The sequence below is a fragment of the Mesorhizobium sp. ISC11 genome, assembly GCF_037162595.1.
In the GTDB taxonomy this organism is placed as follows: domain Bacteria; phylum Pseudomonadota; class Alphaproteobacteria; order Rhizobiales; family Rhizobiaceae; genus Mesorhizobium; species Mesorhizobium ciceri.
Genome location: NZ_JAVSPW010000001.1, coordinates 5,033,870 through 5,056,307, shown reverse-complemented (window position 1 = coordinate 5,056,307; position 22,438 = coordinate 5,033,870). Strand labels below are relative to the sequence as shown.

At 63.0% G+C, this 22,438-nt stretch carries 20 protein-coding genes; 3 read left to right on the top strand and 17 right to left on the bottom strand.

The window, feature by feature from the left end; all coding sequences use genetic code 11:
- Positions 1-164 precede the first annotated feature (164 nt).
- The 8 genes from RPF88_RS24550 to uxaC all read right to left on the bottom strand — a co-directional run bounded on the left by RPF88_RS24550 (position 165) and on the right by uxaC (position 7,411).
- A complete protein-coding gene (locus RPF88_RS24550; protein ID WP_013529048.1) occupies positions 165-500 on the bottom strand; it encodes a cupin domain-containing protein in 336 nt (111 codons plus the stop codon).
- 66 nt (positions 501-566) lie between these two features.
- On the bottom strand, positions 567-1,325 hold the full coding sequence (gene kduD, locus RPF88_RS24545) for a 2-dehydro-3-deoxy-D-gluconate 5-dehydrogenase KduD (protein WP_063173281.1): 759 nt from the start codon (positions 1,323-1,325) through the stop codon (positions 567-569).
- Positions 1,322-2,173 carry a 5-dehydro-4-deoxy-D-glucuronate isomerase gene (kduI, locus tag RPF88_RS24540; protein ID WP_063173282.1) on the bottom strand — a complete coding sequence of 284 codons (852 nt, stop codon included), beginning with the start codon at positions 2,171-2,173 and terminating at the stop codon, positions 1,322-1,324. The genes kduD and kduI overlap by 4 nt, the downstream gene beginning before the upstream one ends.
- Before the next feature lie 22 nt (positions 2,174-2,195).
- Positions 2,196-2,969 carry a FadR/GntR family transcriptional regulator gene (locus RPF88_RS24535; protein WP_063173283.1) on the bottom strand — a complete coding sequence of 258 codons (774 nt, stop codon included), beginning with the start codon at positions 2,967-2,969 and terminating at the stop codon, positions 2,196-2,198.
- Between the two features lie 103 nt (positions 2,970-3,072).
- Complete coding sequence (locus tag RPF88_RS24530; protein WP_013529044.1) at positions 3,073-4,353, bottom strand: TRAP transporter large permease; 1,281 nt, start codon at positions 4,351-4,353, stop codon at positions 3,073-3,075.
- Entirely contained in the window at positions 4,354-4,881 is a 528-nt protein-coding gene (locus RPF88_RS24525) for a TRAP transporter small permease (RefSeq protein ID WP_013529043.1), read from the bottom strand. It abuts the gene before it with no gap.
- Positions 4,882-4,940: 59 nt separating this feature from the next.
- Complete coding sequence (locus tag RPF88_RS24520; RefSeq protein ID WP_024504231.1) at positions 4,941-5,918, bottom strand: TRAP transporter substrate-binding protein; 978 nt, start codon at positions 5,916-5,918, stop codon at positions 4,941-4,943.
- A gap of 32 nt (positions 5,919-5,950) precedes the next feature.
- On the bottom strand, positions 5,951-7,411 hold the full coding sequence (uxaC, locus tag RPF88_RS24515) for a glucuronate isomerase (RefSeq protein ID WP_050580485.1): 1,461 nt from the start codon (positions 7,409-7,411) through the stop codon (positions 5,951-5,953).
- 95 nt (positions 7,412-7,506) lie between these two features.
- Between uxaC and RPF88_RS24510 the strand changes: the two genes are divergently transcribed.
- Entirely contained in the window at positions 7,507-9,027 is a 1,521-nt protein-coding gene (locus RPF88_RS24510) for a mannitol dehydrogenase family protein (protein ID WP_337123377.1), read from the top strand.
- Positions 9,028-9,078: 51 nt separating this feature from the next.
- Here RPF88_RS24510 and RPF88_RS24505 read toward each other — a convergent pair whose 3' ends face one another.
- The 8 genes from RPF88_RS24505 to RPF88_RS24470 form a co-directional block, all read right to left on the bottom strand.
- Positions 9,079-9,486 carry a F0F1 ATP synthase subunit epsilon gene (locus tag RPF88_RS24505; protein WP_013529039.1) on the bottom strand — a complete coding sequence of 136 codons (408 nt, stop codon included), beginning with the start codon at positions 9,484-9,486 and terminating at the stop codon, positions 9,079-9,081.
- Positions 9,487-9,588: 102 nt separating this feature from the next.
- Positions 9,589-11,181, bottom strand: coding sequence for a F0F1 ATP synthase subunit beta (gene atpD / locus RPF88_RS24500; RefSeq protein WP_027163462.1), 1,593 nt, complete (start codon positions 11,179-11,181; stop codon positions 9,589-9,591).
- Between the two features lie 70 nt (positions 11,182-11,251).
- A complete protein-coding gene (locus tag RPF88_RS24495; RefSeq protein ID WP_013529037.1) occupies positions 11,252-12,136 on the bottom strand; it encodes a F0F1 ATP synthase subunit gamma in 885 nt (294 codons plus the stop codon).
- A gap of 32 nt (positions 12,137-12,168) precedes the next feature.
- Positions 12,169-13,698 (bottom strand): F0F1 ATP synthase subunit alpha, encoded by a 1,530-nt coding sequence (atpA, locus tag RPF88_RS24490; protein ID WP_013529036.1) that lies wholly within the window; start codon positions 13,696-13,698, stop codon positions 12,169-12,171.
- The gene (locus tag RPF88_RS24485; protein WP_013529035.1) at positions 13,698-14,258 is read right to left on the bottom strand and encodes a F0F1 ATP synthase subunit delta; all 561 of its coding nucleotides are present in this window, start codon (positions 14,256-14,258) and stop codon (positions 13,698-13,700) included. The genes atpA and RPF88_RS24485 overlap by 1 nt, the downstream gene beginning before the upstream one ends.
- A 246-nt stretch (positions 14,259-14,504) precedes the next feature.
- Entirely contained in the window at positions 14,505-14,900 is a 396-nt protein-coding gene (locus RPF88_RS24480; protein ID WP_013529034.1) for an AGROH133_08824 family phage infection protein, read from the bottom strand.
- A gap of 95 nt (positions 14,901-14,995) precedes the next feature.
- On the bottom strand, positions 14,996-15,691 hold the full coding sequence (locus RPF88_RS24475; protein WP_337123374.1) for an aspartate/glutamate racemase family protein: 696 nt from the start codon (positions 15,689-15,691) through the stop codon (positions 14,996-14,998).
- Positions 15,692-15,745: 54 nt separating this feature from the next.
- On the bottom strand, positions 15,746-17,929 hold the full coding sequence (locus RPF88_RS24470) for a primosomal protein N' (RefSeq protein WP_337123373.1): 2,184 nt from the start codon (positions 17,927-17,929) through the stop codon (positions 15,746-15,748).
- Positions 17,930-18,019: 90 nt separating this feature from the next.
- Between RPF88_RS24470 and fsa the strand changes: the two genes are divergently transcribed.
- Both fsa and RPF88_RS24460 read left to right on the top strand, forming a co-directional pair.
- Positions 18,020-18,676 (top strand): fructose-6-phosphate aldolase, encoded by a 657-nt coding sequence (gene fsa, locus RPF88_RS24465; RefSeq protein ID WP_337123371.1) that lies wholly within the window; start codon positions 18,020-18,022, stop codon positions 18,674-18,676.
- A gap of 345 nt (positions 18,677-19,021) precedes the next feature.
- Positions 19,022-19,405 (top strand): hypothetical protein, encoded by a 384-nt coding sequence (locus RPF88_RS24460; RefSeq protein WP_127218570.1) that lies wholly within the window; start codon positions 19,022-19,024, stop codon positions 19,403-19,405.
- Between the two features lie 103 nt (positions 19,406-19,508).
- On the opposite strand, the gene RPF88_RS24455 is transcribed toward RPF88_RS24460, so the two are convergent.
- A complete protein-coding gene (locus tag RPF88_RS24455; protein ID WP_337123370.1) occupies positions 19,509-22,190 on the bottom strand; it encodes a DNA translocase FtsK in 2,682 nt (893 codons plus the stop codon).
- Positions 22,191-22,438 lie beyond the last annotated feature (248 nt).

Here is a 22,438-nt window from a genome sequence, read left to right as displayed (position 1 = left end):
GGCAACAGACCCGCGCCTCTTTCTGGGGTGCGGGTCATTCCCGCTCGATCTCTTACCCCTCGTTAGAGCAATTCCAGGAAAAGTGTGAAGCGGTTTTCCGTCTAGAATTGCGTCAAAACAAAGAGTTAGAGCAGCTCGCCGTTTCCGTGAAACGGTGAAATGCTCTAGCCGAGGAAATCGGCCCGGTGCGGCGTAAAGCTGTCGACCAGCCGCCCCGCTTCCAGCGCCTTGACGCCGTGCACCAGGCCCGACGGCACGATGAAACTCCCGCCCGTCCCAACGATCTCGGTCCGACCGTCGATGGTCACCTCGAAGCGGCCTTCGGCGACATAGCTTGCCTGGACGTGCGGGTGCGAATGCAGGGCGCCGACGCCACCCTTGTCGAAGCCGAATTCGACCAGCATCAACTCGTCAGTGTGCAGGAGAATGCGGCGCCTGTTGCCGTCCGGTGTCGCCGTCCAGGCGCCCTCGCCGGCATGCGCGAAGATCTTTGCGGTCATCGTCGTCTCCTCAGAGCAATTCCAGGACAAGTGTGAAACGGTTTCCGTTCGGAATTGCGTCAAAACCTAGCGTGCCAGCCAGCCACCATCCACCGGCACCACCGCGCCATGCATGTAGTTGGACGCCGGCGCCAGCAGGAAGACGGCGGCATCGCCAATGTCGCCCGCCTCGCCCCAGCGACCGGCCGGGATGCGCGCCAGGATAGCGGCGCTGCGGTCGGGATCGGCGCGCAGCGCCTGCGTGTTGTTGGTTTCAATATAGCCTGGCGCGATAGCGTTGACGTTGATGCCTTTTTGCGCCCATTCGCAGGCAAGCAGCCGGGTGATGCCGAGCACGCCATGCTTCGAGGCGGTGTAGGACGCCACGCGAATGCCGCCCTGAAAGCTCAGCACGGAGGCAATGTTGACGATCTTGCCTTTCCGCTCAGCGGCCAAGGCACGCCTGGCAAAGCTTTGGCAGAGCAAAAAAACCGTCTTCAGATTGACGTCCATGACGTCGTCCCAATCGGCCTCGCTGAGATCGACGGCATCGGCGCGCCGGATGATGCCCGCATTGTTGACCAGCCCGTCGAGCGGGCCGCTTTCGTCCCAGACGCGGTCGAGCAAGGGGCCGGCGGCTGACGTGTCGGCAAGATCGGCGCTCACCGCCTCGAATTGCCCGCCCATCGTTGCGATCTTTCTGGCCGTATCGTCCACCGACGAGCGACCGACGCCGATCACCGTGCCGCCGGCGCGCGCGATCGATACGGCGATGCCCTGGCCGATGCCGGTGTTGGCGCCGGTGACCAGGATACGTTTCCCGGCAAGGCTGAAGGGGTCGCTCACCGCAGATCGCCTAACGCCACCGGGTCGACATCGGTGTAGTCGACATTGTCGCCGGCCATCGCCCAGATGAACGCATAATTGGAAGTGCCGGCGCCGGAGTGGATCGACCAGCCCGGCGACAGCACGGCCTCTTCGTTGCCCATGACGATATGGCGCGTTTCGTCCGGCTCGCCCATGAAGTGGAAGACGCGCGCCGTCTCGGCCAGGTCGAAATAGAGATAGGCCTCCATGCGCCGGTCATGCACATGGCAAGGCATGGTGTTCCAGATAGAGCCCGGCGCCAGCTGGGTCATGCCGACCACCAGCTGGCAGGTCTTTGCGCCATCGGCATGGATGAACTGGAAGATCGAACGCTCGTTGCAGGCATCCTTGCTGCCAAGATCGAGGCGCTTTGCATCGCCGATGCGGATCAGCCGGCTGGGATGAGCCAGATGCGCCGGCGCGCTGAGCAGATAGAACTTCGCCGGCGCCCCCTCGTCCGCTGAGGCGAAGGACACATCCTGTGTGCCCATGCCGAGATAGAGCATGTCGCGCGCCTGCAATTCGAAGGACTGGCCGCCGGCCGTGATGACGCCCACGCCACCGATGTTGACGGCGATCAACTCGCGCCGGTCGAGGAAACCTTTAGTGCCGGTCGGCTTGATCGCCTCCAGTTGGAGCGGCGAGCCTATCGGCACGGCGCCGCCGACGATCATGCGGTCGTAGTGGGTGTAGGTCAGGCTGATGCGGCCGGACTGGAACAGGCCGTCAATGTGGAAATTGTGACGGAGTTCATCGGTTCCCATCGCCGCGGCGGCAACCGGGTCTATGGCAAAGCGGGATGTGTAATCGGTATGGCTCTGGCTCATTTTCGTCCTGACTTGAAATGGGTCATTCGCCGGCGGCGGCCCTGACCGAACTGGCATAGAAAGCCTGCCGCGCATGCAGGCGTTCGCGGTAGCGCTGCTGGCTGGCTGTGAGGTGCGCGCGCATTGCCTCGCGCGCCGCTTCGGCATCGCCCGATGTGATCGCATTGAGGATCACCAGATGTTCGCGCTGCAGCCCGCGCTGGTAGCTGTCGGATTGCGCCAGTTCGGTCGACCAGGGCGAGGTCACGTCGCACGGAATGGCGCGCCGGCCGAGCACGTCGAGCATCTCGACATAGAATGGGTTGTTGGTCGCGCTGGCGATGGCGCGGTGGAAGGCGAGGTCGGCCGGGCCGGTCGGCTCGCTGGCAAGCAGCAGCCGCTCGAATTCGAAGAAGGCTTCCTGGATCGCCGCCTCCTGCGCGGCGTTGCGGCGAATAGCGGCGATCCCGGCCGACTCGATCTCGATTGCCAGGCGTACCTCGAGCACGTTGAGCGCGATCGAATCCTTGGCTCCCATGTCGGCGGCAAGCGCTCCGAACATCGTCGAGATATGCTCGGTGACGAAGACGCCGGCGCCTTGACGCGGCTCGACCAGGCCGTCGGCGGCAAGTTTGGCCAGCGCCTCGCGGATGACGGTGCGGCTGACGCCGAAGGTCTCGGTCAGCTGGCCCTCGGTCGGCAATTTGTGGCCAGGCAGGATTTCGCCCGCCTGCAGCTGCTTGCGGATCGCCGCAACGACGGTCTCCGACAGCTTGGGTTTTCTCTCGACCCTGAGATCGGCGGATGCAGCGGACACGTGATGGTCTCCTAAAGCAATTCCAGGAAAAATGTGAAACGGTTTCCGTCCGGAATTGCGTCAAAACAAAGGGTTAGAGCAGTTCGCCGTTGTGTGAACTGCTCTAGTGGAACAGGTGCGGCAACCACAACGAAATTTCCGGCACGTAGGTGACAAGCATCAACACAGCGAAAGCCGCCCCATAGAATGGCCAGATCGAACGCATCGCCGTCCAGATCGGGATCCGGCCGATCGCACAGCTGACGAACAGCACGGCCCCCACCGGCGGTGTGCACAAGCCGATGCCGAGATTGAGAATGAGGATCACGCCGAAATGCACCGGATCGACGCCGTAGGCCATGACCACCGGCAGGAAGATCGGCGTGGTGATGATGATCAGCGGCGACATGTCCATGAACGTGCCGAGGATGAGAAGCACGACGTTGATCAACAGCAGGATGACCAGCTTGTTGTCGGATACCGACTGCAGGAAGGCGACCAGAGCGGCCGGCACCCGGAGATAGGCCAGCAGCCAGCCAAAGGCGGCGGCGCAGCCGATGATCATCAGCACCATTGCGGTTGTGCGCACGGCAGCGGTGGTCGCGGTGACGAAGTCGTTCCAGCTCATTGAGCGATAGATCAGCAGGGTCACCAGGAAAGCATAGACGATGGCGATGCAGGAGCTTTCGGTGGCGGTGAAGACGCCGGAGCGAACGCCGCCGAAGATGATGCCGATCAGGATCAGCCCGGGAATTGCGGCAACGAGCAATTGCAGCGCCCTGCCGAAGCCGGCGAACGGCTCGGTCGGATAGGCGCGGCGGCTGGCGACCCAATAGGCCGTGACCATCAGAGATAGCGCCAGCAGCAGGCCCGGTATGATGCCGGCGGTGAACAGATCGGCGATCGAGATCCGGCCGCCGGCCGAAATCGAATAAATGATCATGTTGTGCGAAGGCGGTATCAGCAGCGCAATGATGGCGCCGACCGAAGTGATGTTGACAGCATAATCGACGCCGTAGCCGCGCGCCTTCATCTGCGGGATCATCAGCCCGCCGACCGCCGAGGCATCGGCCACCGCCGAGCCGGAAATGCCGCCGAACATGGTCGAGGCGGCGATGTTGACCTGGCCGAGCCCGCCTCTCAGGTGGCCGACCAACGCCCCGGCGAGCGCAACAAGGCGAGCGGCAATGCCGCCGCGCACCATCAGGTCACCGGCGAAGATGAAGAACGGGATGGCCATCAGCGAAAACACGCTGACACCGGAGTTGAGGCGCTGGAACACCACCAGCGGCGGCAGCCCCAGCACCAGAACCGTGGCGAAGCTGGCGACACCGAGGCAGAAGGCGATCGGTGTGCCGATGATCAGAAGAAAGACGAAGGTGCCGAACAGAACCGTCAATGCCATCTAGAGACCCTCCTCGCCCGTGGCGTATTGATCGGCATCGACCGGCAGTCCGGCAAAGCGCCCGGCAAGCCGCTCGAGCGAAAACAGGCAGACAAGCGCGCCGCCCAGGATGACCGGCAGGAAACTGACGCCGCCCGGGAAAGCGAGAGACGGCATCACCGTGTTCCATGTCAGCCGGGTGAGCTGGGCGCCGTAGACGATCATGCCGAGACCGAAGGCGAGCACGACGACATCCGAAATGCTGCGCAGTACCGCCTTTGCGGCGGGCGGCAGGAAATAGAGCAGCACATCGAAGCCCAGATGCGTGCGTTCGCGGACACCGACGGCCGCGCCCAAAAAGATGAACCACCCCATCAAAATCACCGAGAAGGGTTCCGTCCAGCTTGGCGAACTGTTGAGCACATAGCGTGAGAACACCTGCCAGAAGATGATCACGGTCATCAGCGTCAGTCCGATGCCGCTGACCCACAGCGCAAGCCTCGCCAGCCGTGACAGCAGCCGTTCTATTGCCAGCCAGAATGGTTTCATATGCGCGCTTCCCCCTGGACGGTGGCGCGCAAGCTCGCGCCACCATTGCCGCGAACGGATTATTTGGTCGCCTGGATGCGCGCGGCGAGATCTTTCAACTCGGGGGTCGAGAGATATTTCTCGTAGACCGGCTTCATCGCATCGATCAGCGGCTGCTTGTCGATCTCACTGACCTTGACGCCGGCTTTCTCGACGATGTCGCGCGACTTCTTCTCCTGCGCGTCCCACAATTCACGCATCTTGACGACGCTGTCCTTGGCCGCCTGCCGCACGATCGCCTGGTCTTCCGGGGCGAGCTTGTCCCAGCTCGCCTTCGACATCACCAGAACCTCGGGCACGATCTGGTGCTGGTCGAGCGTGTAGTGCTTGGCGACCTCGAAATGCTTGGCGGACTCGAAGCTCGGCCAGTTGTTCTCGGCGCCGTCGATGACGCCTGTCTGCAAAGCCGAATAGACCTCGCCATAGGCCATCGGCGTGGCGTTGGCGCCCAACGCATTGACCATGTCGACGAACACGTCGGACTGGATGACGCGGAACTTCATGCCCTTCATGTCGGCCATCGAGGTGATGTCCTTCTTGGTGTTGTAGAAGGAGCGTGCCCCGGAATCGTAGAAGGCGAGACCGACAAGGTCGTGAGTCTCAAAGGCTTTCAGGATCTCGTCCCCGATCGGCCCGTCCATGACATGGCGCATATGCTCGACCGAGCGGAACATGTAGGGCAGCGACGGCACCGCGGTCTGCGGAACGATGCCGTTGAACGGCCCCATCGAGACGCGGTTGAGATCGATGACGCCGGTCTGCGTCTGCTCGATCGTGTCCTTCTCCTCGCCGAGCTGCGCCGAATGATAGACCTCGACCGAATAGCGGCCATTGGTGCGCTGCTTGATCAGCTCGCCCATATATTTGACCGCTTCGACGGTTGGATAGCCGTCGGGATGGGTATCGGACGACCGCAGCACGGTTTCGGCGTTGGCGATGCCGACCAGCAACGAGCCGAAAACGAATGTTACTGCCGTCAATTTCGAAAGATGCAACATGACTTCCTCCCTATGAAACCAAAACGCCCGGCTCAGAGCCGGTAGGCCTTTTTCGCAAGTGTATAGGCAAGCTCCCGCGCCAGCTCATGCGCCTCGTCCTCGCGCAGCCGATGCTCGGCGACGAGACGCGCCAGGAACGCGCAGTCGACCCGCCGCGCCACATCGTGGCGCGCCGGGATCGAGGGAAAGGCACGGGTGTCATCGTTGAAGCCGACGGTGTTGTAGAAGCCGGCGGTCTCGGTGGTCATCTCGCGGAAGCGCCGCATGCCTTCCGGGCTGTCGTGGAACCACCAGGCCGGCCCGAGCTTCAGCGCCGGGTAGACACCGGCGAGTGGCGCCAGTTCGCGCGCATAGCTTGTTTCGTCGAGCGTGAAGAGAACGATTGTGAGGTCGCGCTCAAGTCCGACGCAGTCGAGCAGTGGCTTCAGCGCCGTGACATAGTCGGTCCGGGTCGGGATATCGAAACCCTTGTCGCGGCCGAATTTTTGGAAAACAGCCGACGAATGATTGCGCCAGGAGCCGGGATGAATCTGCAGCACCAGCCCGTCGTCGAGGCTCATCTTGGCCATCTCGGTCAGCATCTGGGCGCGGAACAGTTTCCGTTCGCGCTCGTCGTCGGAGCCACGGCGAACGCGATTGAACAGCTCCTGCGCTGCAGCATCCGAAAGATTGGCGGTCTCGGCCGTCGGATGGCCATGGTCGGACGAGGTCGCGCCGAAGCTTTTGAAGAAGGCGCGCCGCTGGCGATGCGCATCGAGATAGCCTGCCCAGCTGCCGGTGTCACAGCCGGTGATCTCGCCGAGCCGGTCGAGATTGGTTGAAAACCCCTCGAAGTCGGGATCGACGACGGCATCCGGCCGATAAGCGGTGACCACACGGCCCTGCCAGCCGCTGTCGCGGATCATCTGGTGCCATTTGAGATCGTCGAGCGCGCCTTCCGTGGTCGCGATGACCTCGATGTTGAAGCGCTCGAACAGGGCGCGCGGGCGGAAATTCTCCCACTGCAGCAGCGTCGCGATGGCGTCGTAGTGGCGGTCGGCGGTCGCTGCGGTCAGCGGCTCGTCGATGCCGAACAGATCGGCAAGCACATGATCGAACCACAGCCGGGTCGGTGTGCCCCGAAACAGATAATAGTGCTCGGCAAAACGACGCCAGATCGTCCGGCCGTCTGTCTCGACAGGCGCGCCGTCCAGCGTCGCCACGCCGAGATCCTCAAGGCGGATGCCTTGGCTGAACAGCATGCGGAAAATGTAGTGATCCGGAACGATGAGCAGTTGCGCCGGATCCGTAAAAGGCTCGTTCAGCGCATACCAACGCGGATCCGTGTGGCCATGCGGGCTGACCAGGGGCAGGTCCTTGATCCCGGCATAGAGATCGCGGGCAACCGAGCGCGAATGCGCATCGGCGGGAAACAGCAGATCCGCATCGGTCAGTGGCACGGCAATCCTCCCAGGGCCGCTATCGGTAGGGGCGGCAAGAAATAATGTCAACATACAAAAATTAGATTGTTGTATGATGACTTTTCGGCCCATTGTGTGGCGGGAAATCGAATGTTACGCCGCTTTGCCGATCCCTGCCGAGGCCACTCATGTCATCCGACCAGACCAGTCGCACCACGACGACCGAACGCCTTTCCACGAAGACGGTGCGCGCACTGCCGGCTTCGATCGCGACGCCTTCGTATGATCGCAGCCGCGTCGTCCCGGGCATCGTGCATCTTGGCGTCGGCGCCTTCCATCGCGCCCACCAGGCCGCCTATGTCGACGATTGCCTGGCGGCCGGCGAGACGGATTGGGGCATAACAGGCGTTTCGCTGCGCAGCGCCGACACGCGCGACGCACTCACGCCGCAGGATGGGCTCTACACGCTGGCGATCAGAAGCAGTGGAACCGAAAAACTTCAGGTCATCGGCTCGATTACCGCGATGCTGGTGGCGCCGGAGGATCCGGGCGCGGTAGTGGCCGCGCTGACCGATCCGCGCACCCGCATCGTCACGCTTACGATCACCGAAAAGGCCTATCTGAGGGCGGCTGGCGGCGGATTGGACGCTGCTCATCCCGATATCGCCCATGATCTGGCCAATCCGCAGATGCCGAAGACAGCGCATGGTTTCCTGACCGAGGCGCTTGCCCGGCGACGCGCCGCCGGCACGCCGCCCTTTACCGTGCTCTGTTGCGACAATCTGCCGGCCAACGGCGCCACGCTGCATCGGCTGTTGGTTGAATTCGCCCAATTGCGAGATGCCGGGCTCGCCCAATCGAGTGATGTCGGAATTGCCGATCACATCGCCCATCAGGTCGCCTTTCCTTCAAGCATGGTCGACCGCATCGTGCCGGCAACCACCGATGCCGATCGGGCGCGGATCGCTGAAGAACTCGGTGCCGAGGACGCTTGGCCTGTCATGACCGAGCCGTTCTGCCAATGGGTGGTCGAAGACAATTTCCCAGCGGGCCGCCCGGACTGGGAACAGTTCGGCGTCACCATGGTTCGCGACGTCGGCCCGTTCGAGGACATGAAGCTCAGGCTGCTCAACGGCTCGCATTCGGCCATCGCCTATCTTGGCCTGCTCAGCGGTCATGCCACCGTCGACCGCGCCTTCGCCGACCCGGCGATCCGGCAATTCGTCGATGCATTGTGGGCGGAAGCCATCCCGACCCTGCCCGAGGATGCCGGGCTCGACCCGAGCGCTTACACCGCGGAGCTCGCTGAGCGTTTTTCCAACACTGCACTTGCCCACCGTACGGCTCAGATCGCCAATGACGGCAGCCAGAAATTGCCGCAGCGCATCGTCGCTTCCGCCATCGAATGTCTAGAAGCCGGTACCGAGCTGGTCCATCTCACGTTGGTGGTGGCTGCCTGGATCGCTGCTTGCGCCGCACGAGGAAAAACCTTGCCGGAGGGCCATTTCACCGACCCACTCGACGCGGCGTTGACGGCACTTTTGGGCGAGCAACTGCCGGCGAACGAAACCGTGACCGCAGTGTTCGACCTCGCCGGCTTCGCCAGGGACCATGCCGAGCGCCAGACCTTGATCGAGCTCGTGGCCGTGCATCTCGTCCACCTGCGACGAGACGGCCCGACATTGGCTTTCGCAGCCTTGGGCATTTAAACAAAAAAGCGAGGCAAGGCCCCGCTTTTTACTCTTTCATCGAACCGAATTTCAAGCCGGCAGGATGGCGCCTTCCAGCGTGGTGAGCTGGCTAAGGAACTGTTCCGCCTTGCTGCGAGCCTCGTCGTCCTTGGCATCAGTGGCGTCTTCTTTGGCTTCCTGGATGCGGCGCGCGAGATCGGCGCGGTCGACATCCTTCACCGCGACAGCCGATTCCGCCAGCAGCGTGCAGCCGGCCGGAACGATGTCGGCGAAGCCGCCGAACACCACATAGCGCTCTTCGCCGCCCGCTGCGGTCTTCACGGTGACGACACCCGGCTTGATCGTGGTCATGACCGGCGCGTGATGCGCCATCACGGTCATCTCGCCTTCGGCGCCCGGAATGACGACGGATTCAACCTGCTCGGAAACAAGCAGGCGCTCCGGCGAGACCAGTTCGAACTTGAAAGCTTCAGCCATGATCAATTTAGCGAATAGCGAATAGCGAGCAGCGAGTAGTCAGAAGAAGAATTCGCCGGCCCATATTCCCTATTCGCTACTCCCTATTCGCTATTCGCTTGATTACGCCGCTTCAGCCGCGAGGCGCTGTGCTTTCTCGACCGCTTCCTCGATGCCGCCGACCATGTAGAAGGCAGCTTCCGGAAGGTGATCGTAGTCGCCGTTGCAGAGGCCCTTGAAGCCCTTGATGGTGTCGGCGAGGTCGACCAGCTTGCCCGGCGCGCCGGTGAACACTTCGGCGACGAAGAAGGGCTGCGACAGGAAGCGCTCGATCTTGCGGGCGCGGGCCACGGTCTGCTTGTCCTCTTCCGACAACTCGTCCATGCCCAGGATGGCGATGATGTCCTGCAGCGACTTGTAGCGCTGGAGGATCGACTGCACCTGGCGCGCGACGCCGTAATGCTCGTCGCCGACGACCAGCGGATCAAGCATGCGCGAGGTCGAATCCAGCGGATCGACGGCCGGGTAGATGCCCTTTTCGGCGATGGCGCGGTTGAGCGTCGTCGTCGCGTCAAGGTGGGCGAACGAGGTCGCCGGCGCCGGATCGGTCAAGTCGTCGGCGGGCACGTAGATCGCCTGCACGGACGTGATCGAGCCCTTGGTGGTGGTGGTGATGCGTTCCTGCAGCGCGCCCATGTCGGTGGCGAGCGTCGGCTGATAGCCCACGGCTGAAGGAATACGGCCGAGCAGAGCCGACACTTCCGAACCAGCCTGCGTGAAGCGGAAGATGTTGTCGACGAAGAACAACACGTCCTGGCCCTGGTCGCGGAAATACTCCGCAACCGTCAGGCCGGTCAGGCCGACGCGGGCGCGCGCGCCCGGCGGCTCGTTCATCTGGCCGTAGACGAGCGCGGCCTTGGAGCCTTCGCCGCCGCCCTTCTTGTTGACGCCGGATTCGATGAACTCGTGATAGAGATCGTTGCCTTCGCGGGTGCGCTCGCCGACGCCGGCGAACACCGAATAGCCGCCATGCGCCTTGGCGATGTTGTTGATCAGTTCCTGGATCAGCACGGTCTTGCCGACGCCGGCGCCGCCGAACAGGCCGATCTTGCCGCCCTTGGCGTAGGGAGCCAAGAGGTCGAGCACCTTGATGCCGGTAATCAGGATCTGTGCTTCCGTCGACTGCTCGACATACGTCGGAGCCGGCTGGTGGATGGAGCGCATTTCGATCGCGTCGACCGGGCCTTCTTCGTCGACCGGCTCGCCGATGACGTTGATGATGCGGCCGAGCATGCCCGGGCCGACCGGCACAGTGATCGGCGCGCCGGTGTCACGCACTTCCTGGCCGCGAACCAGACCTTCGGTCGAGTCCATGGCGATGCAGCGCACGGTGTTTTCACCCAGGTGCTGGGCGACTTCGAGCACCAGACGGTTGCCGACATTGGTCGTCTCGAGCGCGTTCAGGATCGCCGGCAGGTGATCGCCGAACTGCACGTCAACGACGGCGCCGATGACCTGGCGGACCTTGCCGACAACGCCGGTTGCCTTGCTGGCCACTGCCGATGTCTTGGCAGCTGCGGCCTTCGCCGGTGCTGCTGCCTTGGCCGGGGCCGCCTTCGCGGCTGCTGCTGGAGCCTTTGCCGCCTTCGCGGGGGCTGCTGCCTTCGCGGCTGCGGCCTTGGGGGCTGCCTTCTGGGGGGTCGCTGCTTTCGCCATCGTCTTTACCCTTTTTCGTCCTTTGTTTCTCACGCGGTCCGGTCGCGGGCAAAAAACCCGCGGACCGCGCCTAGAGCGCCTCGGCGCCCGAAATGATTTCGATCAGTTCCTTGGTGATCTGCGCCTGCCGCTGGCGGTTATAGGTGATCGACAGTTTGTTGATCATCTCGCCAGCGTTGCGCGTCGCATTGTCCATGGCGCTCATCTTGGCGCCCATCTCGCCGGCCGCGTTTTCGAGCAGTGCCCGGAAAACCTGCACGGAAATGTTGCGCGGAATGAGATCGGAGAGGATTTCGCCCGGCTCCGGTTCGTATTCATAGACAGCGTTGCCGCCATCCGTCACTTCCGCCTGAGCCGAAGCAACGCCCGCCGGAATGATCTGCTGCGCGGTCGGGATCTGGCTGATCACCGACTTGAACTGCGAATAGAACAGCGTGCAGATGTCGAAGCCGCCCTCGTTGAAGAGATGGATGACCTTCTTGGCTATGGCATCGGCATTGACGAAACCGAGTGTCTTGACCTCGCGCAGATCGACGCGATCGATGATCAGCGACGCGTAGTCGCGGCGCAGGATGTCGAAACCCTTCTTGCCGACGCAGATGATCTTGACCTGCTTGCCGTCGGCCAAAAGCTTGCGGATGTGGTCGCGGGCAAGACGGGCGATCTGCGAATTGAAGCCGCCGCACAGGCCGCGCTCGGCGGTGCAGACGACGAGCAGATGCACATCATCCTTGCCGGTGCCGGTCATCAGCGCCGGGGCATCGCCACCGCCGCCGATCGCCTGGGTGATGTTGGCCAGCACGGAACCCATGCGCTCCGAATAGGGGCGCGCCGCTTCCGCAGCCTCTTGCGCACGGCGCAGCTTCGCCGCAGCGACCATCTGCATCGCCTTGGTGATCTTCTGCGTCGCCTTGACCGAGGCGATACGGTTACGAAGGTCTTTTAATGAAGGCATGCTTCAAACCTGATCCCGTCTTGTCGCTTCGCTCAGGCGAAGGTCTTGGCGAAAGCGTCGATCTCGGCCTTCAGCTTGGCGCGCAGATCGTCCGACAGTGCCTTTTCCTTGCGGATGGCGTCGAGAACGTCCTTGCCGGCCGCACGCATGTGGCTGAGCAGGCCATGCTCGAACTTGCCGACCTGGTTGACCGGCAGCTTGTCGAGATAACCGTTGACGCCGGCGAAGATCACCGCGACCTGCTCTTCCGTCTTCAGCGGCGAGAACTGCGGCTGCTTCAGGAGTTCGGTCAGGCGCGATCCGCGGTTGAGCAGGCGCTGCGTGGCAGCGTCGAGATCCGAGCCGAACTGCGCGAAGGCCGCCATTTCGCGGTACTGCGCGAGCTCGCCCTTGATCGAGCCGGCAACCTGCTTCATAGCCTTGATCTGCGCGGCCGAGCCGACGCGCGACACCGACAGACCGACGTTCACCGCAGGACGGATGCCCTGGAAGAACAGGTTGGTTTCGAGGAAGATCTGGCCGTCGGTGATCGAGATCACGTTGGTCGGGATGTAGGCCGACACGTCGTTGGCCTGCGTCTCGATGATCGGCAGAGCGGTCAGCGACCCGCCGCCCAGATCGTCGTTGAGCTTGGCGGCGCGCTCGAGCAGGCGCGAGTGCAGGTAGAACACGTCGCCCGGATAGGCTTCGCGGCCCGGCGGGCGGCGCAGCAGCAGCGACATCTGGCGATAGGCGACGGCCTGCTTCGACAGATCGTCATAGCTGATCAGCGCGTGCATGCCGTTGTCGCGGAAATATTCCCCCATGGTGCAGCCGGCGAACGGCGCCAGGAACTGCATCGGCGCCGGGTCGGAAGCGGTGGCGGCGATGATGATCGAGTATTCGAGCGCGCCGCGCTCTTCCAGCACCTTGACGAACTGCGCGACGGTCGAGCGCTTCTGGCCGACGGCGACGTAGACGCAGTAGAGCTTTTCCTTCTCGGGGCCGTTGTCGTGCACCGACTTCTGGTTGAGCATCGTGTCGAGGATGATGGCGGTCTTGCCGGTCTGGCGATCGCCGATGACCAGCTCGCGCTGGCCGCGGCCGACCGGGATCAGCGCATCGATGGCCTTGAGGCCGGTCGACATCGGCTCGTTCACCGACTTGCGCGGAATGATGCCGGGCGCCTTGACGTCGACGCGCTTGCGCTCGACTGCCTTGATCGGACCCTTGCCATCGATCGGATTGCCGAGCGCATCGACGACGCGGCCGAGCAGGCCTGGGCCGACGGGAACGTCGACGATGGCGCCGGTGCGCTTGACGATGTCGCCTTCCTTGATGTCGCGGTCGGCGCCGAAGATGACGACGCCGACATTGTCGGCTTCGAGGTTGAGCGCCATGCCGCGGATGCCGCCGGGGAATTCGACCATCTCGCCGGCCTGGACATTGTCGAGGCCGTAGACACGAGCGATACCGTCACCGACGGACAGCACCTGTCCAACTTCGGAGACCTCGGCCTCCTTGCCGAAATTCTTGATCTGGTCTTTCAGAATTGCGGAAATTTCCGCGGCGCGGATGTCCATCAGCCGACCTCTTTCAGTGCAAGCTTGAGCGAATTGAGTTTGGTTTTGAGCGACGTATCGATCTGGCGCGAGCCCATCTTGACCACCAGCCCGCCGAGCAGCGACGGATCGACGGTGACGGAGATAGCCACATCCTTGCCGGCAACGCTCTTCAGCGCCGCCTTGAGTTCGGTCTGCTGGACAGCCGTCAGCGCGTGAGCCGACGTCACTTCAGCAGCGGTCTCGCCACGGTGTTCGGCTGATATCTGGCGGAACGCCCTGATCATGCCGGGAATGGCGAACAGCCGGCGGTTGCGGGCGACGACACGCAGGAAATTTCCGGTAAGGCCGGTGATCCCGGCCTTGTCGGCGATCGCCGCGATGGCCTTCGCCTGGTCCTCGCTGGAGAACACCGGGCTGTTGATCAGCCGGGTGAGATCAGCGCTGCCCGCGAGCATGATTTCGAAACTGTTGAGGTCGGCTTCGACCTTGGCCACGGAATTTGCCTGCAGGGCGAGTTCGAACAGCGAACCCGCATAGCGTTCTGCGACACCTGAGATTGGCGATGACGATTGAGCCACGGACCGTCTTTTCTCTTGTCTGACAGGCCGTAGATTGTTGGCGCGAGCAAAAACTCTGGCTAAATCTTTGACCTTACTGCATTTTTTCGAGCACGGAGGCGCGGCTTCCGCTATCCCCGGCCGAAAGTCGATTGCCGTCTAGCACAGGCATTTTAAGACCGCAATGCGTCGTTCCGCATGGTTTTCAGGCACTATTGTCGCATCCGGCGAAAGTCGCCCGTCTTCCATCGCGGAATACCCAACGATTCAGGGCAGAAAGCCGAAGGCGAAGGCGAGCGGCAACGCCGCCAGGACCAATTCCAGCACAATGGAAACCCAATTGAAAGGCGTGTTGGCGCCATCAGACATCATCGACAGCAGCCGGCCGAAGGCAGTGAACAGCCAGGAGAAGCCAAGCGCCATGTAGATCAGCGGCTGCGCCAGCAGGATACAGCACAGGCCGACACCCAGATAAAAGCCCGACATCCTGCCGCGCCCCTCGGCGATCGCCGCAGCCTTCTCTGGCTTGACCTGCAGGCGCAGGGCACGAAAGGCGAGACCCGGCGCCAGGAAGAACAAAAGCCCGAGCAGCACCGTGAAGACGGCGCTCGACCAAGCCAGCCATTCGCCCTGGCTCGTCGGCCATGGAAGCGCAAAATCCATCTTGTCCCCTCGAAATGCCTGTTTTGAAATTCCGGGCATTCTAACGGAGGAAAGCCCCCGCGCCAGATGGGTCCAGGTACTTTAGGCAGCGCGCATCAACCGAGCGCGAATTCCACAGCCGCCTCGGCATGGATGCGCGTCGTGTCGAAGACCGGGATGTCGAAATCCTGCTGGCCGATGAGCATGGTGATCTCGGTGCAGCCCATGATGACGCTGTCGGCCGCCTCTTCGCGGCGCAGGCGTTCTGTCTCGGCGATATAGGCCGCCTTGGATGTTTCGGTGACGATGCCCTGGCACAGTTCCTCGTAGATGACACGGTGCACCATGTCGCGCCCGGCCGCATCAGGCACCACGGGGTCCAAGCCAAATCTGTCAGCGAGCCGGCCTTTGTAGAAATCCTGCTCCATGGTGAAGCGCGTCGCCAGCAGCGCCGGACGCTGCATTCCGGCACGCTTGACCGCCACTGCGGTGGCATCGGCGATGTGGATCAGCGGGATCGACACCGACGCCTGCACCTGATCGGCCAGTTTGTGCATGGTGTTGGTGCACAAAAGCAGACCTTCCGCGCCGCCGGCCCCAAGCTTGCGCGCCGCTTCTACGAGGAGCACGCCGGCACCGTCCCAATCGCCGTGATGCTGCCGCTCGGCGATTTCGGCAAAGTCGAACGACCACAGAAGCAGTTTCGCGGAATGCAGCCCACCCAGCCGTTCGCGCACGATCTCGTTGAGCAGGCGATAGTAGATGGCGGTCGATTCCCAGCTCATGCCGCCGAGCAGGCCAAGGGTCTTCATATGAGTTTCCACATCTCGCTGGCTTGCGGGCAACCTATCGCTGAAAGCGCAACCTTACAAAAAACTCTGCGGGTCGACGTCGACCTGCACCCGGACCGAGCCGCGTTGCTTCGGCCCGTTGGCCAGCATGGCCCTGATAAAACCTTGCATGTCGGCGCGCCGTTCGCCCTGGATCAGCAGCCGGAAGCGGTGGCGGCCGCCGAGCAGTGACAGTGGCGCCTCGGCTGGCCCCAGCACGAACAGATCTGACGCCTCGGGTGCGGCGCGGCGCAGGCCACGTGCGTGGCCCTCGGCTTCCGCTCGTGTCACCGCACTGACGATGACACCCGCGAGCCGGCCGAAGGGCGGCAGGGCAGCCCGTTCGCGCTCGGCGATCTCACGTTCGTAAAATGCCTCGGCGTCGCCCGAGACGATCGCCCGCATCACCGGGTGGTCGGGCTGAAAAGTCTGCAGCAGGCCAAGGCTCTTCTTGCCGGTGCGGCCGGCGCGGCCGGTGACCTGGCTGAGCAGCTGGAACGTGCGCTCGGCGGCGCGCGGATCGCCATTGGCAAGTCCGAGATCGGCATCGACGACGCCGACCAAAGTCATGTTGGGAAAGTTGTGGCCCTTGGCGACGAGCTGCGTGCCGATGACGATGTCGGCCTCGCCATCGGCGATCGCTTCCAGCTCCAGCCGCAGCCGCCGCACGCCGCCCATCAGGTCTGACGACAAGACGATGGTGCGCGCGTCGGGGAAATGCGTTACGACTTCCTCGGCGATGCGCTCGACACCTGGACCGCAGGCGACCAGATGATCCAGTGTGCCGCATTCCGGGCAGGCTTCGGGGCGGCGCTCATTGTGCCCGCAATGATGGCAGACCAACTGGCCGCGAAACCGGTGCTCGACCAGCCAGGCCGAGCAGACCGGGCAGCCGAAGCGATGGCCGCAGACCCGGCACAGCGTCAGCGGCGCATAGCCGCGCCGGTTGAGGAACAGCAGCGACTGCTCCTGCCTCTCCAGCGTCTGACGCATCTGGTCGAGCAGAACCGGCGACAGGAAACCGCCACGCGCCGGCGGTGCGCGGCGCATGTCGACCGCCTTCAGATGCGGAAGTGCCGCCTCGGCAAAGCGGGCGGAGAGCACGGCTCTGTTGTACTTACCTTGGCCCGCATTGACCCGGCTTTCGACCGACGGCGTCGCCGACGCCAGCACGACCGGAAAACTGCCGATATGGCCGCGCACCACGGCCATATCGCGCGCATTGTAGAAGACGCGGTCCTCCTGCTTGTAGGCAGGGTCGTGCTCCTCGTCGACGACGATAAGGCCGAGCTCCTTGAACGGCAGGAACAGCGCCGAGCGCGCGCCGGCGACGACCCGCACGCCGCCCTCCGCCACTTGCCGCCAAACCCGCTCGCGCATCCGCGGCGGCAGGTCGGAATGCCATTCGCCCGGCTTGGCGCCGAAGCGCTGCTGGAAGCGCTCGAGAAAGGCATGCGTCAGCGCGATTTCCGGCAGCAGGATCAGAACCTGCCTGCCCTGGTCGAGCGCAGCCGCCACCGCCTCGAAATAGACCTCGGTCTTACCCGAACCGGTGACGCCGTCGAGCAGCGCGACGTTGAACACGCCGGCTGCGACATTGGCGCGCAGCATCTGCGCCGCGGCGCCCTGGTCCGGCATCAGTTCCGGAATAGCGTAGCCGGGATCGGGCGCGGCCACCACCGGGCGCGGCGGTATCATCACGGTCTCGAACACGCCTTGCGCCCTCAGGCCGTCGATCACCGTCGAGGACACGCCGGCGGCGTGAGCGAGGCCGGAGCGCGTCCAGGCAAGGCCGCCTTCGGCCGTCTCCAGCACGCGCTGCCTGGCGCCCGTCATCCGGTCAGGTGCGAGAAGCGTGCGCTGCAACCCCTCGATCCACGGTTCGGGGTCGAAAGCCTCCGGCGCCCTGAGCAGCATGCGCGCCACCATGCCCGGCGGCGATAGCGTGTATTGCGCCACCCAGTCGACGAAACGGCGCATCGCGCGGTCGATCGGCGGGCAGTCGAAGACCTGTTCGATGGGGCGCAGCTTTTTCGCGTCGACCTTCTCGACCGCGCCATCCCAGACGATGCCGGCGACCTGGCGCGGCCCGAGCGGCACACGCACGATCGAGCCCGGCACCACGCGCATGCCGGCCGGCACGGCATAGGTGTAGGGGCGTTCGGCGGGCATCGGCACCAGCACCGGTGCGGCTGCGACAAAGGGCGAATCTTCGATCATGAGGCGTGACCTTGCCCTGACTTTGGTCTAGATCAAAGGCCGACCCCAAATGTGCATGGCATGCACATGAAAATCTTCAGGAGACCCGCCATGAAATTTTTTGTCGACACCGCCGACGTCAAGGATATCCGTGAGCTGAACGATCTGGGGCTGCTCGACGGCGTCACCACCAATCCTTCGCTGATCCTCAAATCCGGCGGCAAGATCGCCGAGGTCACCAAAGAGATTTGCGACATCGTCAAGGGTCCGGTTTCGGCTGAAGTGACCGCCACCGAATATTCCGAGATGATGCAGCAGGCCAAGGCTCTGGCCAAGATAGCCGACAATGTCTGCATCAAAGTGCCGCTTACGTTGGACGGCCTCAAGGCCTGCAAGACCATCCGCACCGAGATGAACCGCCTGGTCAACGTCACGCTGTGCTTTTCGGCCAACCAGGCGCTGCTGGCGGCCAAGGCCGGCGCCTCGTTCATCTCGCCCTTCGTCGGCCGCATCGACGACATCGGCATCGACGGCATGGAGCTGATCCAGGAAATCCGGCAGATCTATGATAATTACGATTTCCAGACCGAGATCCTCGTCGCCTCGGTGCGCACCGTGAACCACGTCAAGCAGGCGGCACTGATCGGCGCCGACGTCGTGACCGCGCCGCCGGCGACCCTGAAGGCCCTGGTCAACCATCCGCTGACCGACAAGGGCCTCGCCGCCTTCCTCGCCGACTGGGCCAAGACCGGCCAATCGATTGGCTGAGATGGCGATCGGCTGAAGCCAATGCGCTTGCAGTGAAAAAAGACCGGGCAACCGGTCTTTTTTATGTGCTGCGGGTGGGGTGACTTTCCATGTCTTTGTTTTTGCGTGCCTTGCACTAGCTCTTTTGGCTTTACTGCATCGCAGCATTGCATCCAGCTGAAATCGAGAGCGACAAGTTCAAAACAGGATATTTGATCGAGTTCACCAGATCGACACGCTGCTGAAGCATACCCTGGATATCACGCTAGAGAGATGCCCTTCGACGAACTTAAAAAACGATGACTTGGTCGAACCCTTTGTAAAGGTGCTGGCTGTAGCTTCGATGTTTTAGCTACTGGGTCGAAAATGAGCCTTCTAATCTCAATCGCCTTTTCTGTTCTTGCATCAATAGGACTCGCTTTCGCAAAGGCATTTTCAATCTACGGCCTCATTCGGGACAAACGTTATTCGTGGGTGAGTTTCATAGTGATTTCGGTCGTGTGGCTTGGCGCAACGGTGCTGAGTGCCAACCGGACGTGTGGTCAATGGGGGTGTAGCTGGGGCCTTCACTTCGGTTGGATTCTTGCCCTGTTGCCTCAAGGCTTCGTGACGAATGTTGCGTTAGGTGAGAAGCTATTTGTGATTGCGTTGCTTACATATTTGGGACTGTGCATCTATTTCTTCGGGCATGTCATTGGCTGGTTATCCTATGTGGTCGTCAGCATTGGAAAGGCCGTCACTAACCGCTAGTGTAGATGCTTAAGGTTTAGGCTGGGATAGGTGATGGAATTCACGAGCTTGACCCGCAGCTGAAGCATCCCCTGAAGCATGATCCCATAACGGCCGGGGTCGCTCAGTCCGCGCCGTCATCCTCAGGCACGGTCGCCGGCTGGCGCCGGCCCATGATGATTTCGCGTTTGCCAACATGGTTGGGTGCGCCGACCAATCCTTCCTTTTCCATACGCTCGACCAGGGATGCGGCGCGGTTGTAGCCGATGCCGAGGCGGCGCTGGATGTAGGAGGTCGAACACTTCTTGTCGCGCACCACCACCTTGACCGCCTCGTCGTAGATCGCATCGCTGTCTTCGGCTGCAACCGATCCCTTGTCGAAGACCGCGCCCTGGTCCTCGTCGATTTCTTCCTCATCCTCGTCGGCGGTCACGGTTTCCAGATATTCAGGCCGGCCCTGCGCCTTGAGATGCGCCACGACGTGCTCGACCTCCGCGTCGGAGACAAACGGCCCATGCACGCGCGAAATGCGCCCGCCACCCATCATGTGCAGCATGTCGCCCTGGCCGAGCAGCTGCTCGGCGCCCTGCTCGCCCAGGATGGTGCGGCTGTCGATCTTCGACGTCACCTGGAAGGAAATCCGGGTCGGGAAATTGGCCTTGATCGTGCCCGTGATGACGTCGACCGAGGGGCGCTGCGTTGCCATGATCAGGTGAATACCGGCAGCGCGTGCCATCTGCGCCAAACGCTGGATGGCGCCTTCGATCTCCTTGCCGGCGACCATCATCAGGTCGGCCATCTCGTCGACGATGACGACGATGTAGGGCATCGGCGCCAGGTCTACTTCCTGCTGTTCGAAAAGCGGTTCGCCGGTGCCCTTTTCGAAGCCGGTCTGCACCGTCATGACGACGGTTTCGCCCTTGTCGCGGGCTTGGGCGGCGCGCTCGTTGTAGCCGTCGATGTTGCGCACACCGAGCCGCGCCATCTTGCGATACCGGTCCTCCATTTCGCGCACCGCCCATTTGAGCGCCGTGACGGCTTTCTTGGGATCCGTGACGACGGGCGTCAGAAGATGCGGGATGCCGTCATAGACAGAGAGTTCGAGCATTTTGGGATCGACCATGATCAGCCGGCATTCTTCCGGCTTCAGCCGATAGAGCAACGACAGGATCATGGTGTTGATGGCGACCGACTTGCCGGAGCCGGTGGTTCCGGCCACGAGCAGATGCGGCATCTTCGCCAGCTCGGCGATGACCGGCTCACCGCCGATCGTCTTGCCGAGACACAGCGCCAGCTTGCAGCTTGTCTTGCGGAAGCCCTCGGATTCGATCAGTTCCCGGAAATAGACGGTTTCGCGCACCTCGTTCGGAAGCTCGATGCCGATGACGTTGCGGCCGGGCACGACGGCGACGCGCGCCGAAATCGCCGACATGGAGCGGGCGATATCGTCGGCAAGCCCGATGACGCGAGAAGATTTGACGCCCGGCGCCGGCTCGAATTCATAGAGCGTGACGACCGGGCCGGGACGAACATGAATGATCTCGCCACGCACGCCGAAGTCTTCGAGCACGCTTTCCAGGAGATCCGCGTTCTGCTCGAGCCGCTCCTGCGACATGTAGAAGCCTTGTCCCTCCGGTGGCTGCTGCAACAGCTCTTCCGAGGGAAGCTCGTAGGGATCGCCCGCGGTTGACAGCACCACCTTTCCAGCCCCAGGCAGGCGTGCAGAGCGGGCGCCAACGGCCTTGGCAGGGACGTTCACATTTGGCGCGGCCGGCGCGGAAACGGCATCACTTTTGGCGGCTGGAATTATGACAGGCTGGACCGGCGACGGCGCATTGCTCGCCGGCACGTCAGGTTGGGCGACGGCCTGGTTCGAATTGGCCGGCCAAACATCCGGCAACGGCTTCAAGGCCTGGCCCGGCAGGCAGTCGATGACACGAAACAAGGCGGTGGCATCGGTCCCTGTCGTCGGACGGATGTCGATCGGCATAGTGGTGACTGGCGCTGCGGCGAGCGGCGTAGGCGACGCTGAACCGGTTTGCCGGGCCGGCGGCGAAACGTCGACCAGATAGGGTGCCATAGCCTCGAAGAAGGCATGATCCGAAAGATAGGGCCAGCGCAGCCTTTCGGTTTTGGTCGGGGCGCCCGGAGCAACGGACGCACGCGCGGATGCCCGTCCCGTTGCGACCGTCCTCGGCGGCACCGGCGCAACGGCTGGCGCCCTCTCCCTGGCGCGCACCGACGGGACAAAGGCAGCAGCCGGCGGCAGTGGCTCTTGCGTGGCGCGCCCGGTCTGCGGCTGGGAGGCAGGGCTTTTCACCGACGCCGGCAATGCCAGGAGCGAGGGCGCGGAGGACGCCCTGCCGACCATGGGTTGCGCAACGGCTTGCTGTGCCGGGCGCGTCGCGCCGTGTTCGACGACACGCTCGTGCTGCGGATGATGCTTCCTGGCCTCATAATCCGGCGTGCGTGTAAAACGCACGTTGGGTGCAAGGAAGAAATATTCCTGCCAGGCAGGGCTCTCGATATCGCCGATTTTCGAAGGCGTGTCGTCGGAGCCACTCCGCGGCTCCATATAGGGCCGCTTGTTGCCGCCGAGATCGACCATAGGCGCGGAATAGCCGGCCTGGCGTGTGGCGGGCTGCCGACCGTCCGGCTCCTTGCGAGCCATACGATCAAGGGCGCCTGCGGCGGAAGAACTTCGCTGATCACCCCTGTCGCCAATGCTCTCGAAGCGCTTCCCCTCGGGATCATCAGGCGGTGCGGCCGTCGACAAATTGACCCGGGAAAAACGCTTGGCTTCCATTCTCAAGACTCACTGTGAAATGTCTGCCGAGCAATAGGGAGCGAGTGGTTAACAGTTGCTTCCCGGATGGGTCGCCGACGATCCTGAGCGCCAAAATCTTCGTGGCAGTCTGCGAGCGACGTGGCACGATCGTCGCCTCGCCGGTGGCGCGATCTACTCGCTGTGCCATAGCAGGCCGATGGGTCTCTTCGGCCAATCTCTGTTCAGAATCTGGCTCTGTTCGGGAATCTGGTCATGATCCCACGATC

Coding starts and splice junctions, on each gene's coding strand:
- RPF88_RS24495 (WP_013529037.1), bottom strand. CDS start 12,136: ATGCCTTCATTAAAAGACCTTCGTAACCGTATCGCCTCGGTCAAGGCG.
- RPF88_RS24475 (WP_337123374.1), bottom strand. CDS start 15,691: ATGAAGACCCTTGGCCTGCTCGGCGGCATGAGCTGGGAATCGACCGCC.
- kduI (WP_063173282.1), bottom strand. CDS start 2,173: ATGAGCCAGAGCCATACCGATTACACATCCCGCTTTGCCATAGACCCG.
- RPF88_RS24510 (WP_337123377.1), top strand. CDS start 7,507: ATGTCATCCGACCAGACCAGTCGCACCACGACGACCGAACGCCTTTCC.
- atpD (WP_027163462.1), bottom strand. CDS start 11,181: ATGGCGAAAGCAGCGACCCCCCAGAAGGCAGCCCCCAAGGCCGCAGCC.
- fsa (WP_337123371.1), top strand. CDS start 18,020: ATGAAATTTTTTGTCGACACCGCCGACGTCAAGGATATCCGTGAGCTG.
- RPF88_RS24460 (WP_127218570.1), top strand. CDS start 19,022: ATGAGCCTTCTAATCTCAATCGCCTTTTCTGTTCTTGCATCAATAGGA.
- uxaC (WP_050580485.1), bottom strand. CDS start 7,411: ATGTTGACATTATTTCTTGCCGCCCCTACCGATAGCGGCCCTGGGAGG.
- RPF88_RS24480 (WP_013529034.1), bottom strand. CDS start 14,900: ATGGATTTTGCGCTTCCATGGCCGACGAGCCAGGGCGAATGGCTGGCT.
- RPF88_RS24550 (WP_013529048.1), bottom strand. CDS start 500: ATGACCGCAAAGATCTTCGCGCATGCCGGCGAGGGCGCCTGGACGGCG.
- RPF88_RS24530 (WP_013529044.1), bottom strand. CDS start 4,353: ATGGCATTGACGGTTCTGTTCGGCACCTTCGTCTTTCTTCTGATCATC.
- RPF88_RS24525 (WP_013529043.1), bottom strand. CDS start 4,881: ATGAAACCATTCTGGCTGGCAATAGAACGGCTGCTGTCACGGCTGGCG.
- RPF88_RS24505 (WP_013529039.1), bottom strand. CDS start 9,486: ATGGCTGAAGCTTTCAAGTTCGAACTGGTCTCGCCGGAGCGCCTGCTT.
- atpA (WP_013529036.1), bottom strand. CDS start 13,698: ATGGACATCCGCGCCGCGGAAATTTCCGCAATTCTGAAAGACCAGATC.
- RPF88_RS24455 (WP_337123370.1), bottom strand. CDS start 22,190: ATGGAAGCCAAGCGTTTTTCCCGGGTCAATTTGTCGACGGCCGCACCG.
- RPF88_RS24470 (WP_337123373.1), bottom strand. CDS start 17,929: ATGATCGAAGATTCGCCCTTTGTCGCAGCCGCACCGGTGCTGGTGCCG.
- RPF88_RS24520 (WP_024504231.1), bottom strand. CDS start 5,918: ATGTTGCATCTTTCGAAATTGACGGCAGTAACATTCGTTTTCGGCTCG.